The organism is Nocardiopsis nanhaiensis (genome assembly GCF_054778635.1).
In genome coordinates this window covers 1-19,003 of record NZ_BAAGZJ010000086.1, presented here as the reverse complement: position 1 = coordinate 19,003, position 19,003 = coordinate 1, and the positions used below count along the sequence as shown (strand labels likewise).

General features: G+C 68.7%; 19 protein-coding genes. 11 read left to right on the top strand and 8 right to left on the bottom strand.

Going from position 1 to position 19,003, the window contains the following annotated elements:
- Nucleotides 1-270: 270 nt before the first annotated feature.
- The 6 genes from ACYVD1_RS28775 to ACYVD1_RS28750 all read left to right on the top strand — a co-directional run bounded on the left by ACYVD1_RS28775 (nucleotide 271) and on the right by ACYVD1_RS28750 (nucleotide 5,394).
- Nucleotides 271-1,323: a hypothetical protein gene (locus ACYVD1_RS28775; RefSeq protein WP_460777649.1), complete on the top strand. Its 1,053-nt coding sequence runs from the start codon at nucleotides 271-273 to the stop codon at nucleotides 1,321-1,323.
- A gap of 97 nt (nucleotides 1,324-1,420) precedes the next feature.
- On the top strand, nucleotides 1,421-1,783 hold the full coding sequence (locus tag ACYVD1_RS28770) for a BlaI/MecI/CopY family transcriptional regulator (protein WP_460777648.1): 363 nt from the start codon (nucleotides 1,421-1,423) through the stop codon (nucleotides 1,781-1,783).
- Complete coding sequence (locus ACYVD1_RS28765) at nucleotides 1,780-2,031, top strand: hypothetical protein (protein WP_460777647.1); 252 nt, start codon at nucleotides 1,780-1,782, stop codon at nucleotides 2,029-2,031. Before ACYVD1_RS28770 ends, ACYVD1_RS28765 begins: the two co-directional genes overlap by 4 nt.
- Nucleotides 2,032-2,046: 15 nt before the next feature.
- Nucleotides 2,047-2,661 carry a M56 family metallopeptidase gene (locus ACYVD1_RS28760; protein ID WP_460777646.1) on the top strand — a complete coding sequence of 205 codons (615 nt, stop codon included), beginning with the start codon at nucleotides 2,047-2,049 and terminating at the stop codon, nucleotides 2,659-2,661.
- A gap of 421 nt (nucleotides 2,662-3,082) precedes the next feature.
- Nucleotides 3,083-3,478: an ArsR/SmtB family transcription factor gene (locus ACYVD1_RS28755; RefSeq protein ID WP_460777645.1), complete on the top strand. Its 396-nt coding sequence runs from the start codon at nucleotides 3,083-3,085 to the stop codon at nucleotides 3,476-3,478.
- A complete protein-coding gene (locus ACYVD1_RS28750; protein WP_460777644.1) occupies nucleotides 3,475-5,394 on the top strand; it encodes a heavy metal translocating P-type ATPase in 1,920 nt (639 codons plus the stop codon). The genes ACYVD1_RS28755 and ACYVD1_RS28750 overlap by 4 nt, the downstream gene beginning before the upstream one ends.
- A gap of 432 nt (nucleotides 5,395-5,826) precedes the next feature.
- Here the strand turns inward: ACYVD1_RS28750 and chrA are convergent, their stop codons facing one another.
- The 5 genes from chrA to ACYVD1_RS28725 all read right to left on the bottom strand — a co-directional run bounded on the left by chrA (nucleotide 5,827) and on the right by ACYVD1_RS28725 (nucleotide 9,847).
- Nucleotides 5,827-7,116 (bottom strand): chromate efflux transporter, encoded by a 1,290-nt coding sequence (chrA, locus tag ACYVD1_RS28745; RefSeq protein WP_460777643.1) that lies wholly within the window; start codon nucleotides 7,114-7,116, stop codon nucleotides 5,827-5,829.
- Complete coding sequence (locus ACYVD1_RS28740; RefSeq protein WP_460777642.1) at nucleotides 7,113-7,544, bottom strand: chromate resistance protein ChrB domain-containing protein; 432 nt, start codon at nucleotides 7,542-7,544, stop codon at nucleotides 7,113-7,115. The genes chrA and ACYVD1_RS28740 overlap by 4 nt, the downstream gene beginning before the upstream one ends.
- Nucleotides 7,541-7,996: a Chromate resistance protein ChrB gene (locus ACYVD1_RS28735; protein WP_460777641.1), complete on the bottom strand. Its 456-nt coding sequence runs from the start codon at nucleotides 7,994-7,996 to the stop codon at nucleotides 7,541-7,543. Before ACYVD1_RS28735 ends, ACYVD1_RS28740 begins: the two co-directional genes overlap by 4 nt.
- Before the next feature lie 180 nt (nucleotides 7,997-8,176).
- A complete protein-coding gene (locus ACYVD1_RS28730) occupies nucleotides 8,177-8,926 on the bottom strand; it encodes a DUF2637 domain-containing protein (protein WP_460777640.1) in 750 nt (249 codons plus the stop codon).
- A 327-nt stretch (nucleotides 8,927-9,253) separates the two neighbouring features.
- On the bottom strand, nucleotides 9,254-9,847 hold the full coding sequence (locus tag ACYVD1_RS28725) for a TetR family transcriptional regulator C-terminal domain-containing protein (protein WP_460777639.1): 594 nt from the start codon (nucleotides 9,845-9,847) through the stop codon (nucleotides 9,254-9,256).
- Nucleotides 9,848-10,267: 420 nt separating this feature from the next.
- Here ACYVD1_RS28725 and ACYVD1_RS28720 point away from each other — a divergent pair, with 420 nt between their 5' ends.
- The 4 genes from ACYVD1_RS28720 (at nucleotide 10,268) to ACYVD1_RS28705 (ending at nucleotide 14,307) form a co-directional block, all read left to right on the top strand.
- Nucleotides 10,268-11,410 (top strand): alpha/beta hydrolase, encoded by a 1,143-nt coding sequence (locus tag ACYVD1_RS28720; protein WP_460777638.1) that lies wholly within the window; start codon nucleotides 10,268-10,270, stop codon nucleotides 11,408-11,410.
- Nucleotides 11,407-11,571: a hypothetical protein gene (locus tag ACYVD1_RS28715; protein WP_460777637.1), complete on the top strand. Its 165-nt coding sequence runs from the start codon at nucleotides 11,407-11,409 to the stop codon at nucleotides 11,569-11,571. Before ACYVD1_RS28720 ends, ACYVD1_RS28715 begins: the two co-directional genes overlap by 4 nt.
- A gap of 823 nt (nucleotides 11,572-12,394) precedes the next feature.
- Complete coding sequence (locus ACYVD1_RS28710) at nucleotides 12,395-13,018, top strand: TetR/AcrR family transcriptional regulator (protein ID WP_460777636.1); 624 nt, start codon at nucleotides 12,395-12,397, stop codon at nucleotides 13,016-13,018.
- Complete coding sequence (locus ACYVD1_RS28705; protein ID WP_460777635.1) at nucleotides 13,015-14,307, top strand: glycosyltransferase; 1,293 nt, start codon at nucleotides 13,015-13,017, stop codon at nucleotides 14,305-14,307. Before ACYVD1_RS28710 ends, ACYVD1_RS28705 begins: the two co-directional genes overlap by 4 nt.
- 27 nt (nucleotides 14,308-14,334) lie before the next feature.
- Here ACYVD1_RS28705 and ACYVD1_RS28700 read toward each other — a convergent pair whose 3' ends face one another.
- The 3 genes from ACYVD1_RS28700 to ACYVD1_RS28690 are packed head-to-tail and all read right to left on the bottom strand — an operon-like array spanning nucleotide 14,335 to nucleotide 17,587.
- Nucleotides 14,335-15,990 carry an antibiotic ABC transporter gene (locus tag ACYVD1_RS28700; protein ID WP_460777634.1) on the bottom strand — a complete coding sequence of 552 codons (1,656 nt, stop codon included), beginning with the start codon at nucleotides 15,988-15,990 and terminating at the stop codon, nucleotides 14,335-14,337.
- Nucleotides 15,987-16,907: an ABC transporter ATP-binding protein gene (locus ACYVD1_RS28695; protein ID WP_460777633.1), complete on the bottom strand. Its 921-nt coding sequence runs from the start codon at nucleotides 16,905-16,907 to the stop codon at nucleotides 15,987-15,989. The genes ACYVD1_RS28700 and ACYVD1_RS28695 overlap by 4 nt, the downstream gene beginning before the upstream one ends.
- Nucleotides 16,904-17,587: a TetR/AcrR family transcriptional regulator gene (locus tag ACYVD1_RS28690; protein WP_460777632.1), complete on the bottom strand. Its 684-nt coding sequence runs from the start codon at nucleotides 17,585-17,587 to the stop codon at nucleotides 16,904-16,906. Before ACYVD1_RS28690 ends, ACYVD1_RS28695 begins: the two co-directional genes overlap by 4 nt.
- 230 nt (nucleotides 17,588-17,817) lie before the next feature.
- On the opposite strand from ACYVD1_RS28690, the gene ACYVD1_RS28685 reads away from it, so the two are divergent.
- A partial coding sequence (locus ACYVD1_RS28685) for a PEP/pyruvate-binding domain-containing protein (RefSeq protein ID WP_460777630.1) occupies nucleotides 17,818-19,003 on the top strand: 1,186 nt, incomplete at its 3' end.

Below are 19,003 nucleotides of genomic sequence, written 5' to 3'. Positions count from 1 at the left end.
ACCTGCACGAGGTGTCCACGGAGGGGAGCTGAGCCATGGCTGCGCCGCGCAGCGCGGGCTGTGATCACTCTGGTCCGGACAGAGGGACTTCAGGGACGATCGCGCCTTTGCAGCGCAAGGGCCAGCAGGTGGCCGCGGTGAAGACCGAGCGCCCGTCCCAGTTCGGTCCGTGGCCGGTCGGGCCCGCGTCGCCTCGTGCGGCAGCACCCCCTTGTCTTCCGAATCCGCCTGCTCTCAGGACTACCGAGCACTCCGACAGAAAGTTGTTTCATGACCGGCATGCCCCCGACGGTCTCGTTGACCCGCCGCACACCAGGGAGAACGCGCTGGTTCCCGTTCTCGGCCCTGGCGGTGGACGCCGTCGGAATCCTGCTGACGGCCTGTACCACCACGCCCCCGCCCGATCCTCCCGAGGAAGAGGAGCCCTCGCCCGCTCCCGCTCTTCCCGAGGTCGCCGCCTACGAGGTCGCCGAGGACGAACCCGCAGTGGGTGTCAAGCGAGCCGCCGTGGACTTCCTGGAGGCCACCTTCAACTACGAGGCCGATCAGGGTACGGCTGAGGCCGCCCGGGACCGGCTCCAGCAAGCCGATATGGGCACCGAGGCCGTCACCGACGACCTCTTCCCCGAAGTCGATGACTCCGCTGGTGCCGCTGAGGTCGTCTACCCGCAACTGGGTGGGTTGACCGAGGACCAGGCATCCATCATGGCCATCACACGACTCAGCCTCCTGAGCGGGGAGTCCGTGGGGGCCATGACCCGTGTCGTCGACCTGAGACTGACCAGGGACGAGCAGAACTGGGAGGTCACAGAGATCGCCTCGATGGGCGGATCCCAGCCCGCCGTTCCAACACAGCCCCCTTGGTCCTCCCCCGAGGCCGGGCCCCTGGAAGAGCCGGAGAGCGACGACCCCGCCACCGAGGTCCTGCAATCCGAGGACATCGAACTGCCCGACAGCTCAGAGCAGGACATCGAAGAGGACCGCATCGACGAACGGTTGCTGACCATGTTGCTGGAGTTGTCCGCCGATCACACGCTCTCGGTGGCCGCCCTGGCCACCGGCCACCCCGTCAACGTCTTCGACAGCTCTTCGGTAAGCAACCACACCCATGGCCGCGCCGTCGACATCTGGGCCATCGACGGCGTCACCGTCTCCGATCATCGCCAAGCCGGCCGCGATGGTCCTGCGGGTAACCTGATGAAGAGCGCGCTGAGTCTGGGCGCCACCGAGGTGGGCGGCCCTTGGGTGCTGAGCAATGGGCACGGGACGACCTTCACCGATACCGTGCACGAGGATCACCTGCACATCGGTTTCAAGCAATGAGCGCACCGTGTCCGGGCAACCGGCGCCGCCGCACCGACAGGGGCACCGTGTGAGACCGAATCGATGGCGTCGGGCAGCACAGGTTTCGAGGATGGGGATGTCACGCAAGAGACTGGGGCAGTTGGAGGCCGAAGTGCTGGCGGTGCTGGCCGGTGCCGAGGGGCACCTGTCCACAGGGGAACTCCGGGAGAAGCTCGAAGGGGATCCCGCCTACACCACGGTCAACACCGTTCTGTTCCGGCTCTTGGACAAGAACATGGTCGAGCGCCGCCAACGTGGCCGGGCTTTCGTCTACCGCTTGGTCGTGGACGAATCCGAACTCGTCGCCGGGCGCATGTTCGACTCCCTGCGCGTGGCCAGCAACCCGCCCGACGTACTCAACCAGTTCGTCCACGGCCTGAGCCCGACAGAGGAGCAGGCCCTGCGCGCGCTCTTGGACCGTCACAAGGAGGAGCCGTGACCTGGCCGACCTTCGCTCCGGTCTTCATCCTGACGCTTCTGAGTCTGCTGTTGGGGTGGAAGCCCCTGCCCCTGCACCCGTCCTGGTCCGCCCGCATTCTGGTCATCTCCGGAGTCTCGACGGCCTTGGCCGTGTTGAGCACCATCCTGTTCATCTCGGCTGTCTTCGTCGCCGGGTTCCTGTCGACCGGCGCGGTCCTCTCCTGGGGCAGCGCAGGGCGGTTCCTCATCGACCACGGCCCTGTCTAGCTCCCCCTGGGGGTCATGGCCCTGACCGTGCTCAGTGTCGGACTGTACGGAACGGTCCGTCTGGGCATCGGGATATACAGAGACATCCGGGTCGTACGCGACACCCCTGAGAACATCACGGGGCAGGAACGACCGATTGCCCTGGCCGTGGCCGGGCGCCACGGGGGCGTGCTGGTCTCCCGAGGCCTGATGCGCCTGCTGAGCCGAGAACAGCTCCAGGTGGTGTTTCGGCACGAGCATTCGCACCTGCGCCACCGGCACCACATCTACACGACCCTCGGAGCACTGGCAGCGGCGGTCTTTCCGCCGTTGAACACCTTGCAGAAGTCCCTGCGCCTGTCGTTGGAGCGTTGGGCGGACGAGGACGCGGCGAAGGCGACAGACAACCGCGAACTGGTCGCGCACACCATCGCCCGCGTGGCCCTGGCCGCTCCCGGCCCCCGCCCGTCCTGGCATCTGACTCTGGTCGATGCGCATGTGGTGGAACGGGTACAAGCGCTTCTGGGTCAAGCGCCCTCACGCAACCCCGTGGCCGGGCCCGCTCTTGTGGGAAGCACCGGGGTAGCCTCCAGCAGCATGGCCTCCAGCTGCTTCCAGTTGCACCATCTTTCGGCGCTCCTGCTCATCTGAAGCTGGCCGACCACCTTCGCCGCCGCTGTCCGGGGAGACCCTGGTCGGAGCTCCCGGTTGCATCGGCCAAGCCACTGAGAGCCTTGGCCGACCCGAAACCTGGGGCCACGGCTGTGGGGCAAAGCAGATCGGACGGTAGCCGGCGCTCCTTGCCTGCCGCGCCGCTGCTCATAACCGGGAGCCTGGCCCTGCCAGGGCCAGCCCTGCCGACCGGGACGTCTCGGATCGGCTGCGGCGCCCGCACCCCATGAACGCGCCGAGGTCCCGTGCACCGCAAACGGTGTGGGAGACGCAAGATCGCGCGACAGGAGAGGGCGGTGTCCACCCGGGAACAGCGATACAGCTACGAACTCGCCGACCGCACCCCCGCAAGCTTCACTCTGAACTAGCCGGAAGCCACACCATAGTTTAGTATCTGCGTATGAACGCAGATGCGAATAAGTGCAGCCTTGATGAGAGCAGTCCCTACGTCGAGTACGCCGTGGAGATGCTCACCCTGCTCGCCGACGCCACCCGGGTACGCATCATCCTGGCCCTGCGCGGCGGTGAGCTGTCGGTGAACGAACTGGCCGAACGCCTCGGCAAGCCTGGTCCCGCGATCTCCCAACACCTGGCCAAACTCCGCATCGGCCGGGTCGTGTCCTGCCGCCGTGAGGGCAACCGGATGTACTACAGCCTGGCCAACGAGCACGCTCGCAAGCTGGTCGCCGATGCCGTCTTCCAAGCCGAGCACGCCTTGGAGGTCGAACCCGCACACGCCCGCGCCGGTGCTGCGGCCCCCCGCAACACCGACCCGAGCCAGAACGAGCAGAAATGACCGCCACCGCGGCCACCACCGTCTCCGCCGCTGAGCGCGCCCAGGTCCAACCGCCCTCGCTCCTGGCCACCGGCGTCCAACTAACCGAGGTGCGCTGGGCCGCCGCTGCACTGGCCCTGTTCCTCATCGGATGGGCAACCCAGCTCCTGGGCGCCCCCGCCTGGGTGTGGTGGAGCCTGTACATGGCCTGCTACATCACCGGCGGGTGGGACTCGGCCCTGTCCGGTCTGCGCTCCCTCAAGGAACGCACCCTGGACGTGGACCTGCTGATGATCGTGGCCGCCATCGCCGCGGCCTCCATCGGCCAGGTCTTCGACGGCGCACTGCTCATCGTCATCTTCGCCACCTCCGGCGCGTTGGAGGCCGTGGTCACCCAACGCACGGCCGACTCGGTCAGCGCCCTGCTGAACCTGGCCCCCGAACGCGCCGTACGCCTGAACACCACCGCGGACGGTGAGCACGAGGAGACCGTCGAGACCTCCGAGCTCCAGGTCGGCGACACGATCCTGGTGCGCCCCGGCGAGCGCGTGAGCGCCGACGGAACCGTCATCGACGGGAGCAGCGAGGTCGATCACCAGGCCGTCACCGGCGAGTCGGTGCCCGTCCCTCGCGGTGAGGGCGAAGAGGTGCTCTCGGGCACGATCAACGGCACCGGAGCCCTACGTGTGCGCATGGATCGTCCCGCAGGCGAGTCGGTGATCGCCCGGATCGTGACCCTGGTCGAGGAGGCCTCAGCCACCAAGGCCCGGACCCAGATGTTCATCGAAAGGATCGAGCAGCGCTACTCGTTCGGTGTGGTCGTGGGCACCCTCCTGGTGCTGACCGTGCCGATGCTCTTCTTCGAGCACACCTTCGAAGAAGCGCTGCTGCGCGCGATCATCTTCATGATCGTGGCTTCCCCCTGCGCGGTGGTGCTGTCCACCATGCCGCCGCTGCTGGCCTCGATCTCCAACGCCGGCCGCCATGGCGTCCTGGTCAAGTCCGCCACCGTCATGGAACAGATCGGGCGCGCCGACCTGGTGGCCTTCGACAAGACCGGCACGCTCACCCAGGGAGAGCCGCAGGTCACCGGGGTGGCGCCCGAACCGGGTCACACCGCCGAGGAGGTCCTGGCCCCGGCCGCTGCCGCGGAACGCAACAGCGAACACCCCCTGGCCCGCGCGATCTGCGCCCATGCGGATCAGCAGGGTATGGCGGCACCCTCGTCAGTGGAGGACTTCACCTCCCTGCCCGGGGTCGGGGTGAGCGCGACCGTGAACGGGTCCGAGGTCCGCGTCGAACGGGCCCCGGCCGAACCCGACGGCCCGGCGAGCACACAGGTCCTCGTCCGCGTCGACGGAGAGGTACGGGGCCGGATCACCCTGGCCGACGCTGTACGACCCGAGGCCGCCCGGACCGTGGCCGACGTGGGTGGCCTCACCGCCCGGCCTGTGCACCTGCTGACCGGGGACAACGCCGCCACGGCAGCGCACGTGGCAGGAGCGACCGGTATCGAACACGTGCACGCCGACCTGCTGCCACAGGACAAGGCAGCGCTGATCAAGGACAAGGAGAACGAGGGCCACCGGACGCTTCTGGTGGGCGACGGGGTCAACGACGCCCCCGCGATGGCCGCAGCCACCACCGGTGTGGCCATGGGTCGGCGCGGCTCGGACCTGGCCCTGGACACCTCCGACGCCATCGTGGTGCGCGACGACCTGTCGACCCTGCCCAGCTTGATCGCCCTGTCCCGGCGGGCACGCCGCTTCGTGATCGCCAACCTGTGCATCGCGGGCACCTTCATCGTGGTGCTCGTGACCTGGGACCTGGTGGCCACACTGCCACTAGCGCTGGCCGTGGCGGGGCACGAGGGATCCACCGTCATCGTCGCTCTCAACGGCATCCGACTGTTGCGCGAACGCGCCTGGACACGATGAGCCCGCATGCGGGTGAATTGGCAACTGCGTGAGTTCCGTGGTTTCGCGAATCGCGGGCACGAGGTAGGGGTGAGTCGGCCCTCTCGTTGAGAGGGCCGACCACCTTTTCACGTGGGTGCCTTGCAGTAGTGCACGCAAGAGCGACTAGGAACTCAGTTTCGCAGCGATGCGGGGCCGTGCCTGTAAAGCGATGCGGGGCCGTGCCTGTGAAAGGACCTCAGAAGTACGGTGCGCACGTTCGCTGTCGCGGCGATCAAACCCCCATGATGAACGAGGTCCGGGTCACCACCCTCTTCTCCAAGGGACGTATTCCTGTTCACCAGGGCAGCAGTGCTGTGCACAACCCGAGGAGAGCGCACACTCCCAGAACCCGGAGTATCGGCCATTTAACGACGAAGGTCAGCACCACGGCGATCGTCAGGAGCGCCAGGGTCACCGGCTCCAGCGAGGACGGGTCGGGCACAGTGACGGACGCAGGCCCCAGGCATGCACGGTTGTGGCCGTGAACAAGGTGTTCAAGGCGAAGTACAAGGCCAGATTGGCGATGACACCGACGACGGCAGCTGTGACGCCGGTCAAGGCCGCAGACAGGGATCTGTTGTTGCGCAGGCGCTCGATGTAGGGGGCTCCGAGCAGGATGAACAGGAATGAGGGTGTGAAGGTCACCCAAGTGGTCAACAACGACGCGAGAACACCTGCCACCCAGGGGTCCAGGACCCCGGGGTTGCGGAAGGCACCCAGGAACGCCACGAACTGCACCACCATAATGAGTGGCCCGGGGGTGCTCTCGGCCAGGGCCAACCCCCGCACCATCTCCCCTGGGGCTAGCCAGGCATAGGTCTCCACGGCGCGCTGGGCGACGAAGGCCAGAACGGCGTAGGCTCCACCGAAGGTGACCAGCGCGGTTCCCGAAAAGAACAGCCCTTGTGTCGTGAGGACCCCCGAGGCGCCGGTGAACAGGGCCACGGCTGCGACGGGCAGGAGCCATAGCGTCACGCCTATGACCATGACCTTGGCCGATCTGCGGATGCTCGGGGACTCGTGGTGCAGGTCCTCGTCGGAGACGACGGGCGGCGGGCCCGCAGTGTCATCGTGACGGGGGGTTGTCAGAAGAGCGGGCTTGAGCCTTCCCACAAGCCACCCGGCCAGTGCCGCGAGCGCGATCACCAACGGGAAGGGCATGGAGAAGAAGGTCAGGGCCGCGAACGAGGCGACGGCGAAGACGATCAGGATCGGGTGGATCAGGGAACGTCGGGAGACGCGGATGACGGCTTGGACGATGATCGCCAGGACCGCGGGTGCCAGTCCGGCGAACACCGCGTTGATCGCCGTGGTCTCTCCGAAGGCCACGTAGAGGCCGGACAGAGCCAGTAGGGCCACCATGCCGGGCAACACGAACAGGACGCCGGCGCTGATGGCGCCGCGCAGTCCGTTGAGTAGCCATCCGACGTAGACGGCCAGCTGCTGGGCTTCGGGGCCGGGCAGGATCATGCAGAAGTTGAGGGCGTGGTTGAACCGTTGCTGACCGATCCAACGGTGGTCCTCGACGAGGGTGCGCTGCATGACGGCGATCTGCCCGGCTGGACCGCCGAAGGTCTGCAAGGAGATCAGGAACCAGGCGCGCAGGGCGGTGCGGAAGGGGACGAGGTCCTGTGACGAGGACGGGGCTGCGGCAGGGGTGGATGACGATGATGTAGAGGGCGGAGTCTCGTCCGTGCTCACGCGGGTTCTCTTCCCAGAAGTACGGCACGGGTGAAGTAGGTATGGAGCCCATCGAAGATGGGGTCGCTGACCCGCAACGTGTCCTCGTCGTCTCCGATCATGGACAGACCACGCAGGATCACGTCTAGTCCGGGTGCCTCGGGGGCGTCATAGCGTTCGTCGTCCAGATCGGCCTCGTGCACGATCTGGCCGATGCGCCACAGCACAGGGTCCGTCAGCTCGTACCGCTTGAGGATGGTTTCGAAACTGCAATCGTCTCCGTGGTGTCCCAGGTCGACGCCTCGCATGTCGAACGGGGTCGCGTCTGCGGGCACCTCCTCAGGGGCGTCGACGAAGACGAATTCGGCGTCGGGGTCGATCTGGCGGGAGATCAACCAGGCGCAAGCTGCCCGATCGATGTGGACTCCGGCCCGGGTGGACCATTTCACCGGTGTTCCTCCTGAATCGGTTTCAAGTCGTGGTCGGCCGCGGCCAGGTGTTGCACGCTCAGGCGGGCCTGGTCGCGTTCGGGGGGTGGGAAGTAGTCGCGGCGCTCGATGCGTCGCAGTTCGGCGCGGAGGTTGCGGACCAAACGGGTGCGGGCGCCTCCGGTCAGCGTGTCGCCCTCCGTGGCCGCGTTGAGGACGGCGCGGTATTCGAGGGCGCGGGCGCGGGACATCTCGGTCGCCAGTCGGCGTTCTTGGGAGAGTGAGGTCGGTTGCGCCAACCAGACCAAGGCAGTACCTCCGTTCTCCTCGATCTCTTGGGCAATCCAGTCGATGTGCTCTCGGGTTCGGGCGTCAGAGGGGAGACCGACCAGACCATCTCCGATCTGAGCGACGCCGAGTCGTTTGAGCTTGCGCCACACGGCGATCCGTGGTGACGACGGTTCGCGGGGCATTCGGTAGGACAACAGACACCATGTGCCTGCCTTCTTGGACATTTCAGACCCCCTCACTGGGTTGCAACCATTGTTACTGTAACCGTGGTTGCATAGTCTAGGTGGCCTTCGACAAGACCGGCACCCTCTCACCCAAGGCGAACCCCAGGTCACCGTGGCGACACCCGCTGTATCCCCTTCTCACGCGGCTGCGTGATCGAATTTGCCCTCACGCCCCCACTGCTTGATCAAGCGACCCCAGCGAGGCTTGTGCCCGCATGCTTCCGCGATCTGCTTGCCAGTGGGCAAGGAGCCATCCTCACGACGGTTCTCCAATGCCCAATCCCAGGCCTCGCGTTGCACCTGCGGGATCATCACCGAGTGGTCCACGCGTTCCGTGACGACCGGTTCAGGCGAAGAGTTCTGCGTAGGCACCACGTGCAGATGCCGCCGTTCCTGCTCCTGTCCAAACGACTCTGTTGTCTCAGAAGTCGCACCGTTACTCCCCACGCCGTCGGATGCTGCGTCTTCGCCGGGCGTACGCCCGGCGTGAGTACTGCGTACGCCAGAGGCGTTGGCACGGAACTCGCGCATGAGCAGCTCGTACGCACCGATCAGGGCGAATGAGGGCCAGGCGTGGATGATGCGCGACCACATGGTGGGGTCAGCGACGGCGACGTTGGCCGCCAGGGAGGCGCCGGACCCGATGATCAACAGCGCCCAAGGCAAGAGACCACCCTTGCGGCCGTTACGGGCATCGCTCAGCAGTGTCATGGAGGAGGCGACGATCATGCCGTCGACTGACAGGGGAAACAGAGCCGCGCGCCACTCAGGTTCGCCATGGCGGAGTGCCAGCTCGTACATGTGGGAATAGCTGACGACGGCTGCGATCAGCGCTAGGATCAGAACAGAGACAATGGTGGTCCAGCGGGACCAGCAAGAAGTATCCATCGCAGGTCACCGCCCGTCCAGCGCCAGTTCGGTGGACAGGGTCAGGGGATTTTCCCCATTTGGGGGAATGGTTGAAGTCCCCCCTCGGACACTTAAAAATGCATAGCATTGCATAATGATGCATCGTCATTGGATCCCAGGCCCCTGCGTCCTGGGATCTTTCGTTTTCCCACCCTCCCCCTCAGCATCGGCACTCAGGGTCTGTTCGACCGGGTCGTACCTGAGCTTCGGTCCTTCCGCACGACATGCGGCGACCTGCTCGGGTACACGGCGGGGGAAGTCGACTTCCTCTAAGAGCTCGGACATGAGCGTTGTGTTGATGAAGTGCTAGCTGTAGCTCCGTGACTCCTCGGCGGCCTCAGGATCTGCGGCCGCTCCCTCGACGGCTTGTTCGGAAGGCGGACAGGCGTCGCGCAGACGTTGCATGGTCGCCGTCACGACGGCACGGACGTCCGTCTCGCGCAACGGGGCGGAGTACAGCGCCGAACTGAACGAGTAGCCCTCGATCAGGGCGAACAGCAGGAGCGCCTCGCGGTGTAGCGACTCCTCGTCGATAGCGCGGTCGGCCAGCGCTTCACGCAACAGCGAGCGGACCATTTCCACAGCCTCGTGGGACGTCGCGGTGATATCTGCCGCCAGCTCCGGGTCCGTGCGCGCCATGACGCGGTATTCGACGAGGGCGATGTTCTCCTTGCGCTCCTGCTCGCTGGTCGGCGCGGCAAAGGCGATCACATCCGCGATCCGCGTCGCCGGATCCTCGGACATCGTCGTGTCCCGTCGCGCGACGCGCTGCATGAGGACGCCGAGTGTGAAGCGCATGACCTCGCGGACGGTGTCGCCGAAGTAGTAACGGATACTCCCGATGGCCAAGCCGGTGCGTGCGGCGATCCGGGCGAGGGTCACCGAGCGGAGCCCGTGCACGGCGATCTCGTCGATCCCGGCGCCTCGCGACCGGGCTCGCCGCGGCCGCCACGCCGGTACTCCTCCTACTCGCCGGCTGCACGTCCGCCTCTCCTCCACCGGACTCCGGCGAGGATTCGGACCTGGGCACCTACCTCGGGCAAGAGCTCGACTGGGCCGGGTGCCAGGACACCGCGACGAGCGCGGCGGACGCCGAGCTGTTCGCGAACCCCGCGCTCGAGTGCGCCTCGGTCGAGGTACCGCTCGACTACGACGAGCCGGAGGGCGAGAGGGCGCACATCGCGCTCATGCGCCTCCCCGCCACGGGCGAGTCCGAGGGCTCGCGGCTGATCAACCCGGGAGGCCCTGGAGGCTCCGGCACCAACCTCGTGGCGTCGACCGTGCCCCTGTGGCAGGCCGGCCCCGTCGCCGAGCGCTTCGATGTCGTCGGCTTCGATCCCCGGGGGATCGGGTCGTCGACCCCGGCCCCTCGACTGCTACACCGACGAGGAGTACGACGCAGGCGACGTGCCGCGGTTCGGTGCGGTGTACGACATCACGAGCGCCGAGGAGACGGTCGAGCTCGCGGAGCGCTGCGCCGACGGCTCCGGCGGCGTCGCGAACCTTGTGAACGCCGGGTCCACGAACGTCGTACGCGACATGGACGTCATACGGGAGGTGCTCGGCGACGACCAGTTGACCCATCTCGGCTACAGCTACGGCTCCGAGCTCGGCGCCATGTACGCCGCGGCCTACCCCGAGAAGGTCCGCGCGATCGTGCTGGACGGGGCCGTCGCTCCCGACCTGACGGCGAGCGAGTTCCGCCGCTCCTCATTCACCGGCTTGCAGGCCCGGTTCGACGACCTCTCCGCGCTCTGTGCCGAATCGTCCGACTGCGTCCTCGGCCCCGACCCCGCCGCCGCGAACGATCGCCTGCACGAGATCGTTCAACCGCTTGTCGAGACACCAGCGGCGACCACCGAAGGCCGGGACGTGAGCGTCTGGGACGTTTACCTCGGCATCAGCAGTGGGCTGTACTCCGAAGCGAACTGGCCCGAAATCATCTCCGCCCTGACCGCGCTTGAGGCAGGGAACGCCGACGAGATGCTCGCCCTGCGCGACACCTTCTACGCCCGCACGGCGGACGGCGCCTACGGCACGGACATGGACACGAACATCGCCGTGCGCTGTATGGACTCGCCCCGTCTGACGCCCGAGGAGCAGACCGCTCTCGCACGCGAGATCGGGGAAGTCGCGCCGATGTTCGACCTCGACGTGTTCACGGCGGGGACCTACCACAGCGAGTGCGAGGCGTGGCCTGCGCCGCCCACGCGTGACGAGCCCTGGCTCGACGATGTCGAAGGCCTCCCCGAGACGCTCGTCGTGTCGGTCACCGGCGATCCCGCGACGCCGCACGAGGGCGGCATCGCGATGGCGCAAGCCCTCGGCGGAAGCCTGCTCACCGTCGACGGCAAGCAGCACGGCGCCTACCTCCTCGGCGGCAGCGAGTGCGTCGACGACGCGGTCGACGCGTATCTCCTCGACCTCGAATCCCCGCCCACTGATGCCCGTCGCAGCCTGTGACACGCACGACTCCGGCAACGATGCTGGTCCGGCCGGACCTGATGACTCGCGGGATCGCGTTCCGGGGCGGCGACCAGGTCGAGGAGCCATCGGAGCAGGGCGGGACCGTCTCCACGGCGCAGACCGACGTCCCCCCGCAGGGCAAGTTCGTATGCGAGTAGGAAACAACGGCCTACCGGAACCGATCACGGCCAGCATCAGAACAGAGACGCTGGTTGTCCAGCGGGACCAGCGGGACCAGCGGGAAAATTCCATCACAGGTCACCGCCCGGCAGGTCGAACTCGGTGACCAGACGGACCCGGCGCTCAGGTGAGGTAGTACTTACCTTGGGGCCGTAGGAGAATCGGTAGTCTCCCCCTCGGGTACTCGAAAGACATCACTCCCAGGCCTCTGACCTGGGAGTTTTTATGCGCCAGATCGAGCCAGACCAAAGCAGAAGCCCGGGGTCGGCATCCCTGCCCGCCGCACCGCACGAAGAGGCCCGAACGGCGCAGTCCCCGTTGAATCCGCTGCCTTCCCCGGGGCCCGCCCGCGGTCAAGCAGCACCTGATCCGTGGATCCGCTGCCCAGGCGCGCCCCCTCCCCGCCAGCGCCCGCTCCACGCCGTGATCGTGCCTGGAAGGGGTAGTGGAGGGTAGGCCCGAAACCGACAACGGACCCACCGCCCCGATCGCCGCCGACCTTGACTCATGGCTTCCGGCCTGCTTTTCTATGAACAAATATCCTATCTGTTTTTATGGACTCAGCAGACGCCGTGTCGACGCTGGTCCTGTCTCGGCACCCGCCTCCCCGGAGCGCGGCACCGCGCACGAACGGCTGTGCGCCGCTCCCGGCCGCAACAGCCGGGCACTCCGACGGAACCGTGATCACGCCGGTCACCGGCCACGAGGGGGGTCACGACGGTGCTGAACGGCCTTCCCGGTACGGCCGACCTGTGTACACGAACCACGCGTGACCACGCTGTCGAGGAGAGGAAGGCACCCGTGCCGCCCACGTTCACCCCGGAAGAGAGGGAACGCGTCACCGACCTCCTTCTCGAGACGGGTCTGCAACTGTTCACCACCCAGGGGCTGCGCAAGACCTCCCTGGCGGAGCTGGTCGCTCCGGCGGGCATCGCCAAGAGCTCCTTCTACGCCTTCTTCGACTCCAAGGAGGCCCTGTACCTCGCGCTCATGACGCGCCGGATGGGCCAGGTCAAGAAACGGGTGATCGACGACGCCCTGCTGAGCACGACCGACACCAGGGAGGCGCTGCGCCGCTTCCTGCACGCCACCGTCGCCGAACTGTCCACCGAACCCTTCTACCGACGCCTGGCCACCCACCCGGAGGAGGCTGCCGCGGTCACCCGGAAAGTCTCGGCCGAGCCGCCTCCCGCTGGGCCGGACAACCCGATCACCGCGCTGAACGACTTCGTCACCACCCGCCAGGCCGAGGGGGAACTGGTCGGAGCCGACCCGGCCGCGATCGTGGGAGCCCTCCAGACCGTACTGCTGCTGCCCATGAACACCGAACATCTGGCCTCCCCCGAGCACTACCAGCAAACCCTCGACCTCGTCATCGACCTCGTCGCCTCAGGGCTGACCCCGGTGAAAGGAACCCGAGCATGAAAGCCCTTCTACTTACCCAGGGCACACGCGGAGACGTCCAGCCCTTCCTCGCCCTCGCCCTGGCTCTGGAGGCCTCCGGCCACACCGCCCGTGTCGTCGGCCCCGCCCACTGTGCCCCGCTGGCCGCCGCCCACGGGGTCGACTACCACCCCACTGACGACGGGGTCACCGGGCTGACGGCGGATCCGGATTTGGCCGGTGTCATGGACACCGGGCTCCGGGGGGTGCGCGGCGCCGCGCAGACGGTTCGGCTGCTACGGCGCATCAAGGACGCCACTGGCCAGGTGTACGAGGACATAGCGGACGCAGCCGAGGACGGCGCCGACATCGTGGTCCACACCGTAGGGCTGCCTGGTCAGCACATCGCCGAGTACCTCGGGGTCCGGGCCGTGCCGGTCGCCCTGCAACCGTCCTGGATCCCCACCCGAGCTTTCCCTGTCCCGGGCGCGCCGTGGCCGGACTGGATGCCCAGCGCGTTCAACAGGCTCAGCTACCGGTTGGCCGCCCTGGCGCTGCGCGGCCAACGCGGTGCCGCGCTGCGCCTGCGCCGCGAGAGGCTCGGGTTGGGCCGACCGAACCGGGACAGCCCGCCGGATCTGCCCGACGGCCATCGCGAGCCTCTGCTTCATGCGTTCAGTCGGCACCTCCTGCCCGGCGGGGTCGGCTACCCGCCGGACGTGCGCACGACGGGATTCTGGTTCGCTCCGCCCGACCAGGACTGGGAGCCGTCTTCGGAGCTGGCGGCGTTCCTCGACGGGGGCGAGGCCCCCGTGTTCATCGGATTCAGCAGTACTCCCACGAAGGACCCGGCCGCTTCGTGGCGGATGCTCACCGGCGCGGTCCGGCGGGTGGGCGCACGCGCGGTGATCGCGACGGGCTGGGGCGGCATCGCCCCCGAAAGCGCGCACGAGAACATCCTGGCCATCGGCCAGGCGCCGCACGAACACCTCTTTCCGCACTGTGCCGCGGTGGTGCACCACGGCGGCGCGGGCACCACCGGAGTGGCGCTGACCAGTGGTCGCCCCCAGGTGATCTGCCCCTTCTGGGGCGACCAACCCTTCTGGGCGCAGCGGGCCCGCGCCACCGGGGTAGCGTCCCCGCCTGTGCGGGGCCAGGACATGACAGAGGAGTCACTCGCCGCCGCGATCGGCCGCGCGGTCTCCGACGAGGAGATGGCGGACACCGCGGAACTCATCGGTGCCCGGGTGCGGGAGGAGGAGGGGGTGGTCGGCGCGGTGCACTTCTTGGAGGAGGTGACGGCGAGTGCCCCGCCCCATAGCGGCGCGTGAAGGGCGGGGCCGATCCCCGTGCCTATCTCAGACGGGGAGATCCCTCCGGCGCAGCGCCCACAACCCGGCGGCCACGAGCGCGGCGGCCAGCACAGTGAGCAGCGGGTAGGTGGCCGCTGTCTCCCGGTAGAAGGGGTTGACGTGCGCGAAGGGCGAGAGCAGGAGGAACAGCAGCTCCGGCACCAGGCCGGCCTTCACCGCGATCTCGGTCACGATGCCCGCACCGAGCGCCGTCCATCCCAGCGCCGCACTCAGACGCGGCACCAGCCCCTGGGCCAGGACGGCCACTCCGACCACGACCCACACGGCCGGGGCCAGGGACAGGGTCAACGCGGTGAACCGGGCGACGTCGGCCCCCGCCTGCCCTCCGGCGAGCCCGGTACCCAGACCGACGGACACCCCCAGGACCGCCAACAGCACCACCGGTGCGACCAGTGCAGCGCCCACGTGCGCCAGGGCCCAAGCACCGCGCCCGGTCGGACCGGACAGCAGTAGCTCGGCCGTACCCGCGCTCTCCTCCCGGCGGATCCGCAGCGCCGTGAACAGCGCCTGCGCGGCGACGGGGAAGACGAACACGAAGACGACGTAGGTGAAGAAGGTGTCGGCGGGGGCCACCGCGAGTTCTGCGCCCATGCTCCGCACCCACGGCATGTCGGCGTACTCGGCCATCGCCCCGGTACCGACGTAGCCCATCGCCAGTCCCATGGCCGCGACGGCCGCCGCCCACCCGGCCAGCGGGGTGCGGTCCAGCCGCCAGGTCAGTGCCGGTACCGACCGCAGCCACCCGGCTCCGCGCGCACGGCCGGGACGCTCCGGCAGCAGCCCCGCTCCCAGGTCGCGACGGTCGGCCAGGAGGACGGCCGCTCCCGTGGTCAGGACGATCCAGGCCAAGGCGGGGAGCAGCGCCACCCACTGTTCGTCGGCGAAGGGGCGCAGGTTCTCCCACGCACCATGGGGTGTCGCCCAGGTCAGCCACAGGGCGTCTTCTCCCGTCATCGCCCCCAGGCCCCGGACCAGGTGCAGGAGGTAGAACGCCCCGAAGGCCAGACCCACCGCCCTGCCTGGTCCGGTGGTGAGCTGGGCGGCGAGGGCGGCCAGTCCCGCCCCGGTCCACACGGCCATGGCTGTGACCAGGGCGAGGGCGACCGAACCGGCCACCGGCATCCCCGAGGCGACCAGGCCGCAGGCGACCACCGCCCCGAGTACGGCACCTACGCCCAGGGCGACGGCCAGCGCCGCCACCAGGTCCGCGTGCCGCCCGAGCGGCAACCCGCCCAGGAGTTCGCGTCGCCCGGAGGACTCCTCGCTTCGGGTGCCCCGCACGACGAGCAGGACCGCGCCCAGGGCAGCGCACATGGTGCCGCCGGCGAAGGCCTGCTGCACCGCCAAAGCCTCAGCGGTGTCGGCGAAGGCCCTGCTCTGGAACAGGACGAACATCGGCACGCTCTGGAGCTGCTCCCACCGGTCCGCCCGGTCCTGGGCCGTGGGGTAGGTGGTCTCGGCCGCCGCGGCCCCGCCCAGGACGGCCCCGGCGGTGACGGCCGTCCAGACCGCGATCAGGGCCCGGTCACTGCGCAGGGACAACCGGACGAGGTGCCCCGTGCCGAGAGCCCGGCCGGACCACCGGCCCGGCCGGGCTCGGACCGAACGAGTACGTGCGCTCAGTCTCTCGGGGGCGCTCATCGGGAATCCCCGGCCACGGCACCGACAGGGGCGTCCGCGGCGTAGTGGCGCAGGAACAGCTCCTCCAGGGCGGGCGGGCCGGCGGAGAGGTCGCGCACACCGGCCCTGGCCAGACGGGTGCACAGCGCGTCGAGGGCGTCGGGGTCGGCCTGCAAACGCACCCGGGTACCCTCCACGGCCACCTCGTGGACCCCGGGCAGGTCGGCGATCCCGTCAGCGGGACCGGCGAGTTCGGCGGTGACGGTGATCCGGGACAGGTGGCGCAGTTCGGCCAGGGTCCCGCTCTCCACCGTGCGTCCGGCGCGGATGATGCTCACCCGGTCGCAGAGCGCCTCGACCTCGGACAGGATGTGGCTGGAAAGCAGGACAGTACGCCCCCGGTCCCTCTCCTCGGCGACGGTCTGCCGGAAGGCCGCCTCCATGAGCGGGTCCAGCCCCGAAGTGGGCTCGTCCAGAACCAGCAGTTCGGTGTCGGCGGCCAGGGCCGCCACCAGGGCGACCTTCTGCCGGTTGCCCTTGGAGTAGGCGCGCCCCTTGACACGCGGGTCCAGGTCGAAGCGGTCCACGAGTTCGGCGCGGCGCCGGGGGTCGGTGCCGCCGCGGATCCGGCCCAGCAGGTCCAGGATCTCGCCGCCGGACAGGCCCGGCCAAAGGGTGACGTCACCGGGCACGTAGGCCAGGCGGTGGTGGAGCTCGGGCCCCTGGCGCCAGGGGTCGCCGCCCAGCAGGCGGACGGTGCCGGAATCGTGTCGCATGAGGCCCAGCAGAACGCGCAGCGCGGTGGTCTTCCCTGCCCCGTTGGGTCCGAGGAATCCGTGCACCTCGCCGGTGTCCACGTGCAGGTCCAGGCCGTTCAGGGCGGTCGTGGCACCGAAGCGTTTGACGAGTTCGGCGGCCTCTACCGCAGTGGTGGTCATGCGGGTCCCCTCTCGGAGGACTGGGAACCAGTGGGTGTGTCGGTGTCGGCCAGCGCAGCGGTGAGTTTCCGGCCCTGGTCGTCATCGAAGAAGTCGCCAACGGCCGTGTAGACCGCGGCGATGGCGGCCCCGACCCGGGGGATGTGTTCGGGGTCGAGTGCGTCGGCCCCCAGCCGTGCGAACAGCTGGGCATGCAGGACCAGCGGGCCCAGGTGCATGGTGCCCATGACCGCGGCGGCGTCCTTGACGGACGGGGAGCCCGGGGGGAAGCGGTCGGGCCAGTGTTCGGACAGGAAGCGTTCGGCGAGGTCCGCGCCCGCCTCGAAGAGCTCGTCGGCGGAGGCCGACCCCTCCACCAGTGCACGGGCCAGATAGCGGATTCCCGCCTGGCTTGAGCGGTACATCGAGGCGGCGAACCCGGGGGCGGAGACGTCCTCCTCCAGTGCCCGTCTGGCCTGGTCGATCAGGGTTCCGATGGCGTGGGCGTCGCATGCCTCGCGGAGCCCCTCTTTGGAACCGAAGTGGTGGCGGATCAAGCCGGTGGATACACCGGCCTCGGCGGCGATGAGCTGGACGGTGGCGCCCTTGACGCCGTGTTCGGCGAAGACTTCCAGGCCGGCGTCGCGGATGCGGGCGCGCCCGGTGAGGTCGGAGTCGGTAGCGGGCCGTGCGGAGTTCATAACAACAGACTACACGTTCATATAGCAAACTACACGTCCATGTAGTCCCCGAGCTTGGACATGGGTTTCGATACGACCCGGTGGAACCGCCCCGGACCGGAGAAGAAACGGCCGGAAGCCGGGGTGGTCCGGTCCGGCTTCGGGAAGACCCACTCCGGGACGGCAGCGGGCAAGCGGCCGCATCGAAACCGCCCGTAACCACAAGCGGAACCCCGCGGGAAGGTCCACTGATGGACACACAGGACACCGTCGTCGCTCTGGACGAGGTCCGCCGGGACATGGGGGCACTCGTAGGAGGAAAGGCCGCCAACCTGGGTGAGATGGCCGCAGCCGGCGAGCGGGTGCCACCCGGGTTCTGCGTCACCACCACCGCGTACGCGTCCGGGTCGGTACCCGCCGAGGAGATCTCCCGGGCCTACCGGTCCCTTGGCGGCGGCCGGGTAGCGGTACGCTCCAGCGCCACCGCCGAGGACCTGCCCGACGCCAGCTTCGCCGGGCAGCAGGACACCTACCTCGGCATCGAAGGCGCCGACGCCGTCGCGAACGCGGTCCGGCGCTGCTGGGACTCCCTCGACAACGAACGCGCGGTCGCCTACCGGGAGGCCAACGGCATCGACCGGGCCGACGTGGGCATGGCTGTCGTCGTGCAGCGGATGGTGGACGCCGACACCGCGGGCGTCATGTTCACCGCCGACCCGCTCACCGGAACCCGGACCCGAACAGTGGTCGACGCCGTCCGCGGCCTGGGCACCGGGGTCGTGGACGGGTCGGTCGACCCCGACCGCTACGCCGTCGACGCCGGACACGTCCCGAGTGGCGCCGAGGGCTGCCTCACCCGCGGACAGGTGACCGAACTGGCCACGGCCGGCACGCGGCTCCAGTCACTCTTCGGCTCACCGCAGGACGTCGAGTGGGCCCACGACGGGGACGGCACCCTGTGGCTGCTGCAGTCCCGCCCCGTCACCACCCTCTTCCCCCTGCCGCCGCAGAATCTGCCCGACCTGCCACGCTTCTACATGGAGATCGGGCACATGCAGGGCATGCTGAGACCTTTCACCCCGCTTGGCCTGTCTATGCTCCAGCAGGTGTGGACCCGCTGGTGGGCGGTGGCCGGATTCCCCGCCAGCACCTCCGACCCCGATCCCTTCCTGGTTGACATCGGCCGACGGCTCTACATCGACATCTCCGCCTACCTGCGCAGCGCTCCGGTCCGCCGCAGACTGGCCGAGGGCATGGACGTGTACGGGCCTCGGGTACGTGCGGCGGTGGAGCACTTGCTCGACGACCCTCGCTTCGCGCCCCGCCCCGGGCTGCCGTTCTCCCCGTCCACGGGGCTCGCCCTGGCCGCCACCCTCCTTCCCGCCGCCGTGCGCGGCGTCGGGCACTCCCTGGCCCGCCCCCGGGCCGGGCGCGCCC

What these genes read in the sequence shown, in the direction of transcription:
- ACYVD1_RS28775 (WP_460777649.1), top strand. Translation starts at nt 271, where the DNA reads ATGACCGGCATGCCCCCGACGGTCTCGTTGACCCGCCGCACACCAGGG.
- ACYVD1_RS28770 (WP_460777648.1), top strand. Translation starts at nt 1,421, where the DNA reads ATGTCACGCAAGAGACTGGGGCAGTTGGAGGCCGAAGTGCTGGCGGTG.
- ACYVD1_RS28760 (WP_460777646.1), top strand. Translation starts at nt 2,047, where the DNA reads ATGGCCCTGACCGTGCTCAGTGTCGGACTGTACGGAACGGTCCGTCTG.
- ACYVD1_RS28755 (WP_460777645.1), top strand. Translation starts at nt 3,083, where the DNA reads ATGAACGCAGATGCGAATAAGTGCAGCCTTGATGAGAGCAGTCCCTAC.
- ACYVD1_RS28750 (WP_460777644.1), top strand. Translation starts at nt 3,475, where the DNA reads ATGACCGCCACCGCGGCCACCACCGTCTCCGCCGCTGAGCGCGCCCAG.
- ACYVD1_RS28735 (WP_460777641.1), bottom strand. Translation starts at nt 7,996, where the DNA reads ATGCCCCGCGAACCGTCGTCACCACGGATCGCCGTGTGGCGCAAGCTC.
- ACYVD1_RS28730 (WP_460777640.1), bottom strand. Translation starts at nt 8,926, where the DNA reads ATGGATACTTCTTGCTGGTCCCGCTGGACCACCATTGTCTCTGTTCTG.
- ACYVD1_RS28720 (WP_460777638.1), top strand. Translation starts at nt 10,268, where the DNA reads ATGTCGTCGGCTTCGATCCCCGGGGGATCGGGTCGTCGACCCCGGCCC.
- ACYVD1_RS28705 (WP_460777635.1), top strand. Translation starts at nt 13,015, where the DNA reads ATGAAAGCCCTTCTACTTACCCAGGGCACACGCGGAGACGTCCAGCCC.
- ACYVD1_RS28700 (WP_460777634.1), bottom strand. Translation starts at nt 15,990, where the DNA reads ATGAGCGCCCCCGAGAGACTGAGCGCACGTACTCGTTCGGTCCGAGCC.
- ACYVD1_RS28695 (WP_460777633.1), bottom strand. Translation starts at nt 16,907, where the DNA reads ATGACCACCACTGCGGTAGAGGCCGCCGAACTCGTCAAACGCTTCGGT.
- ACYVD1_RS28690 (WP_460777632.1), bottom strand. Translation starts at nt 17,587, where the DNA reads ATGAACTCCGCACGGCCCGCTACCGACTCCGACCTCACCGGGCGCGCC.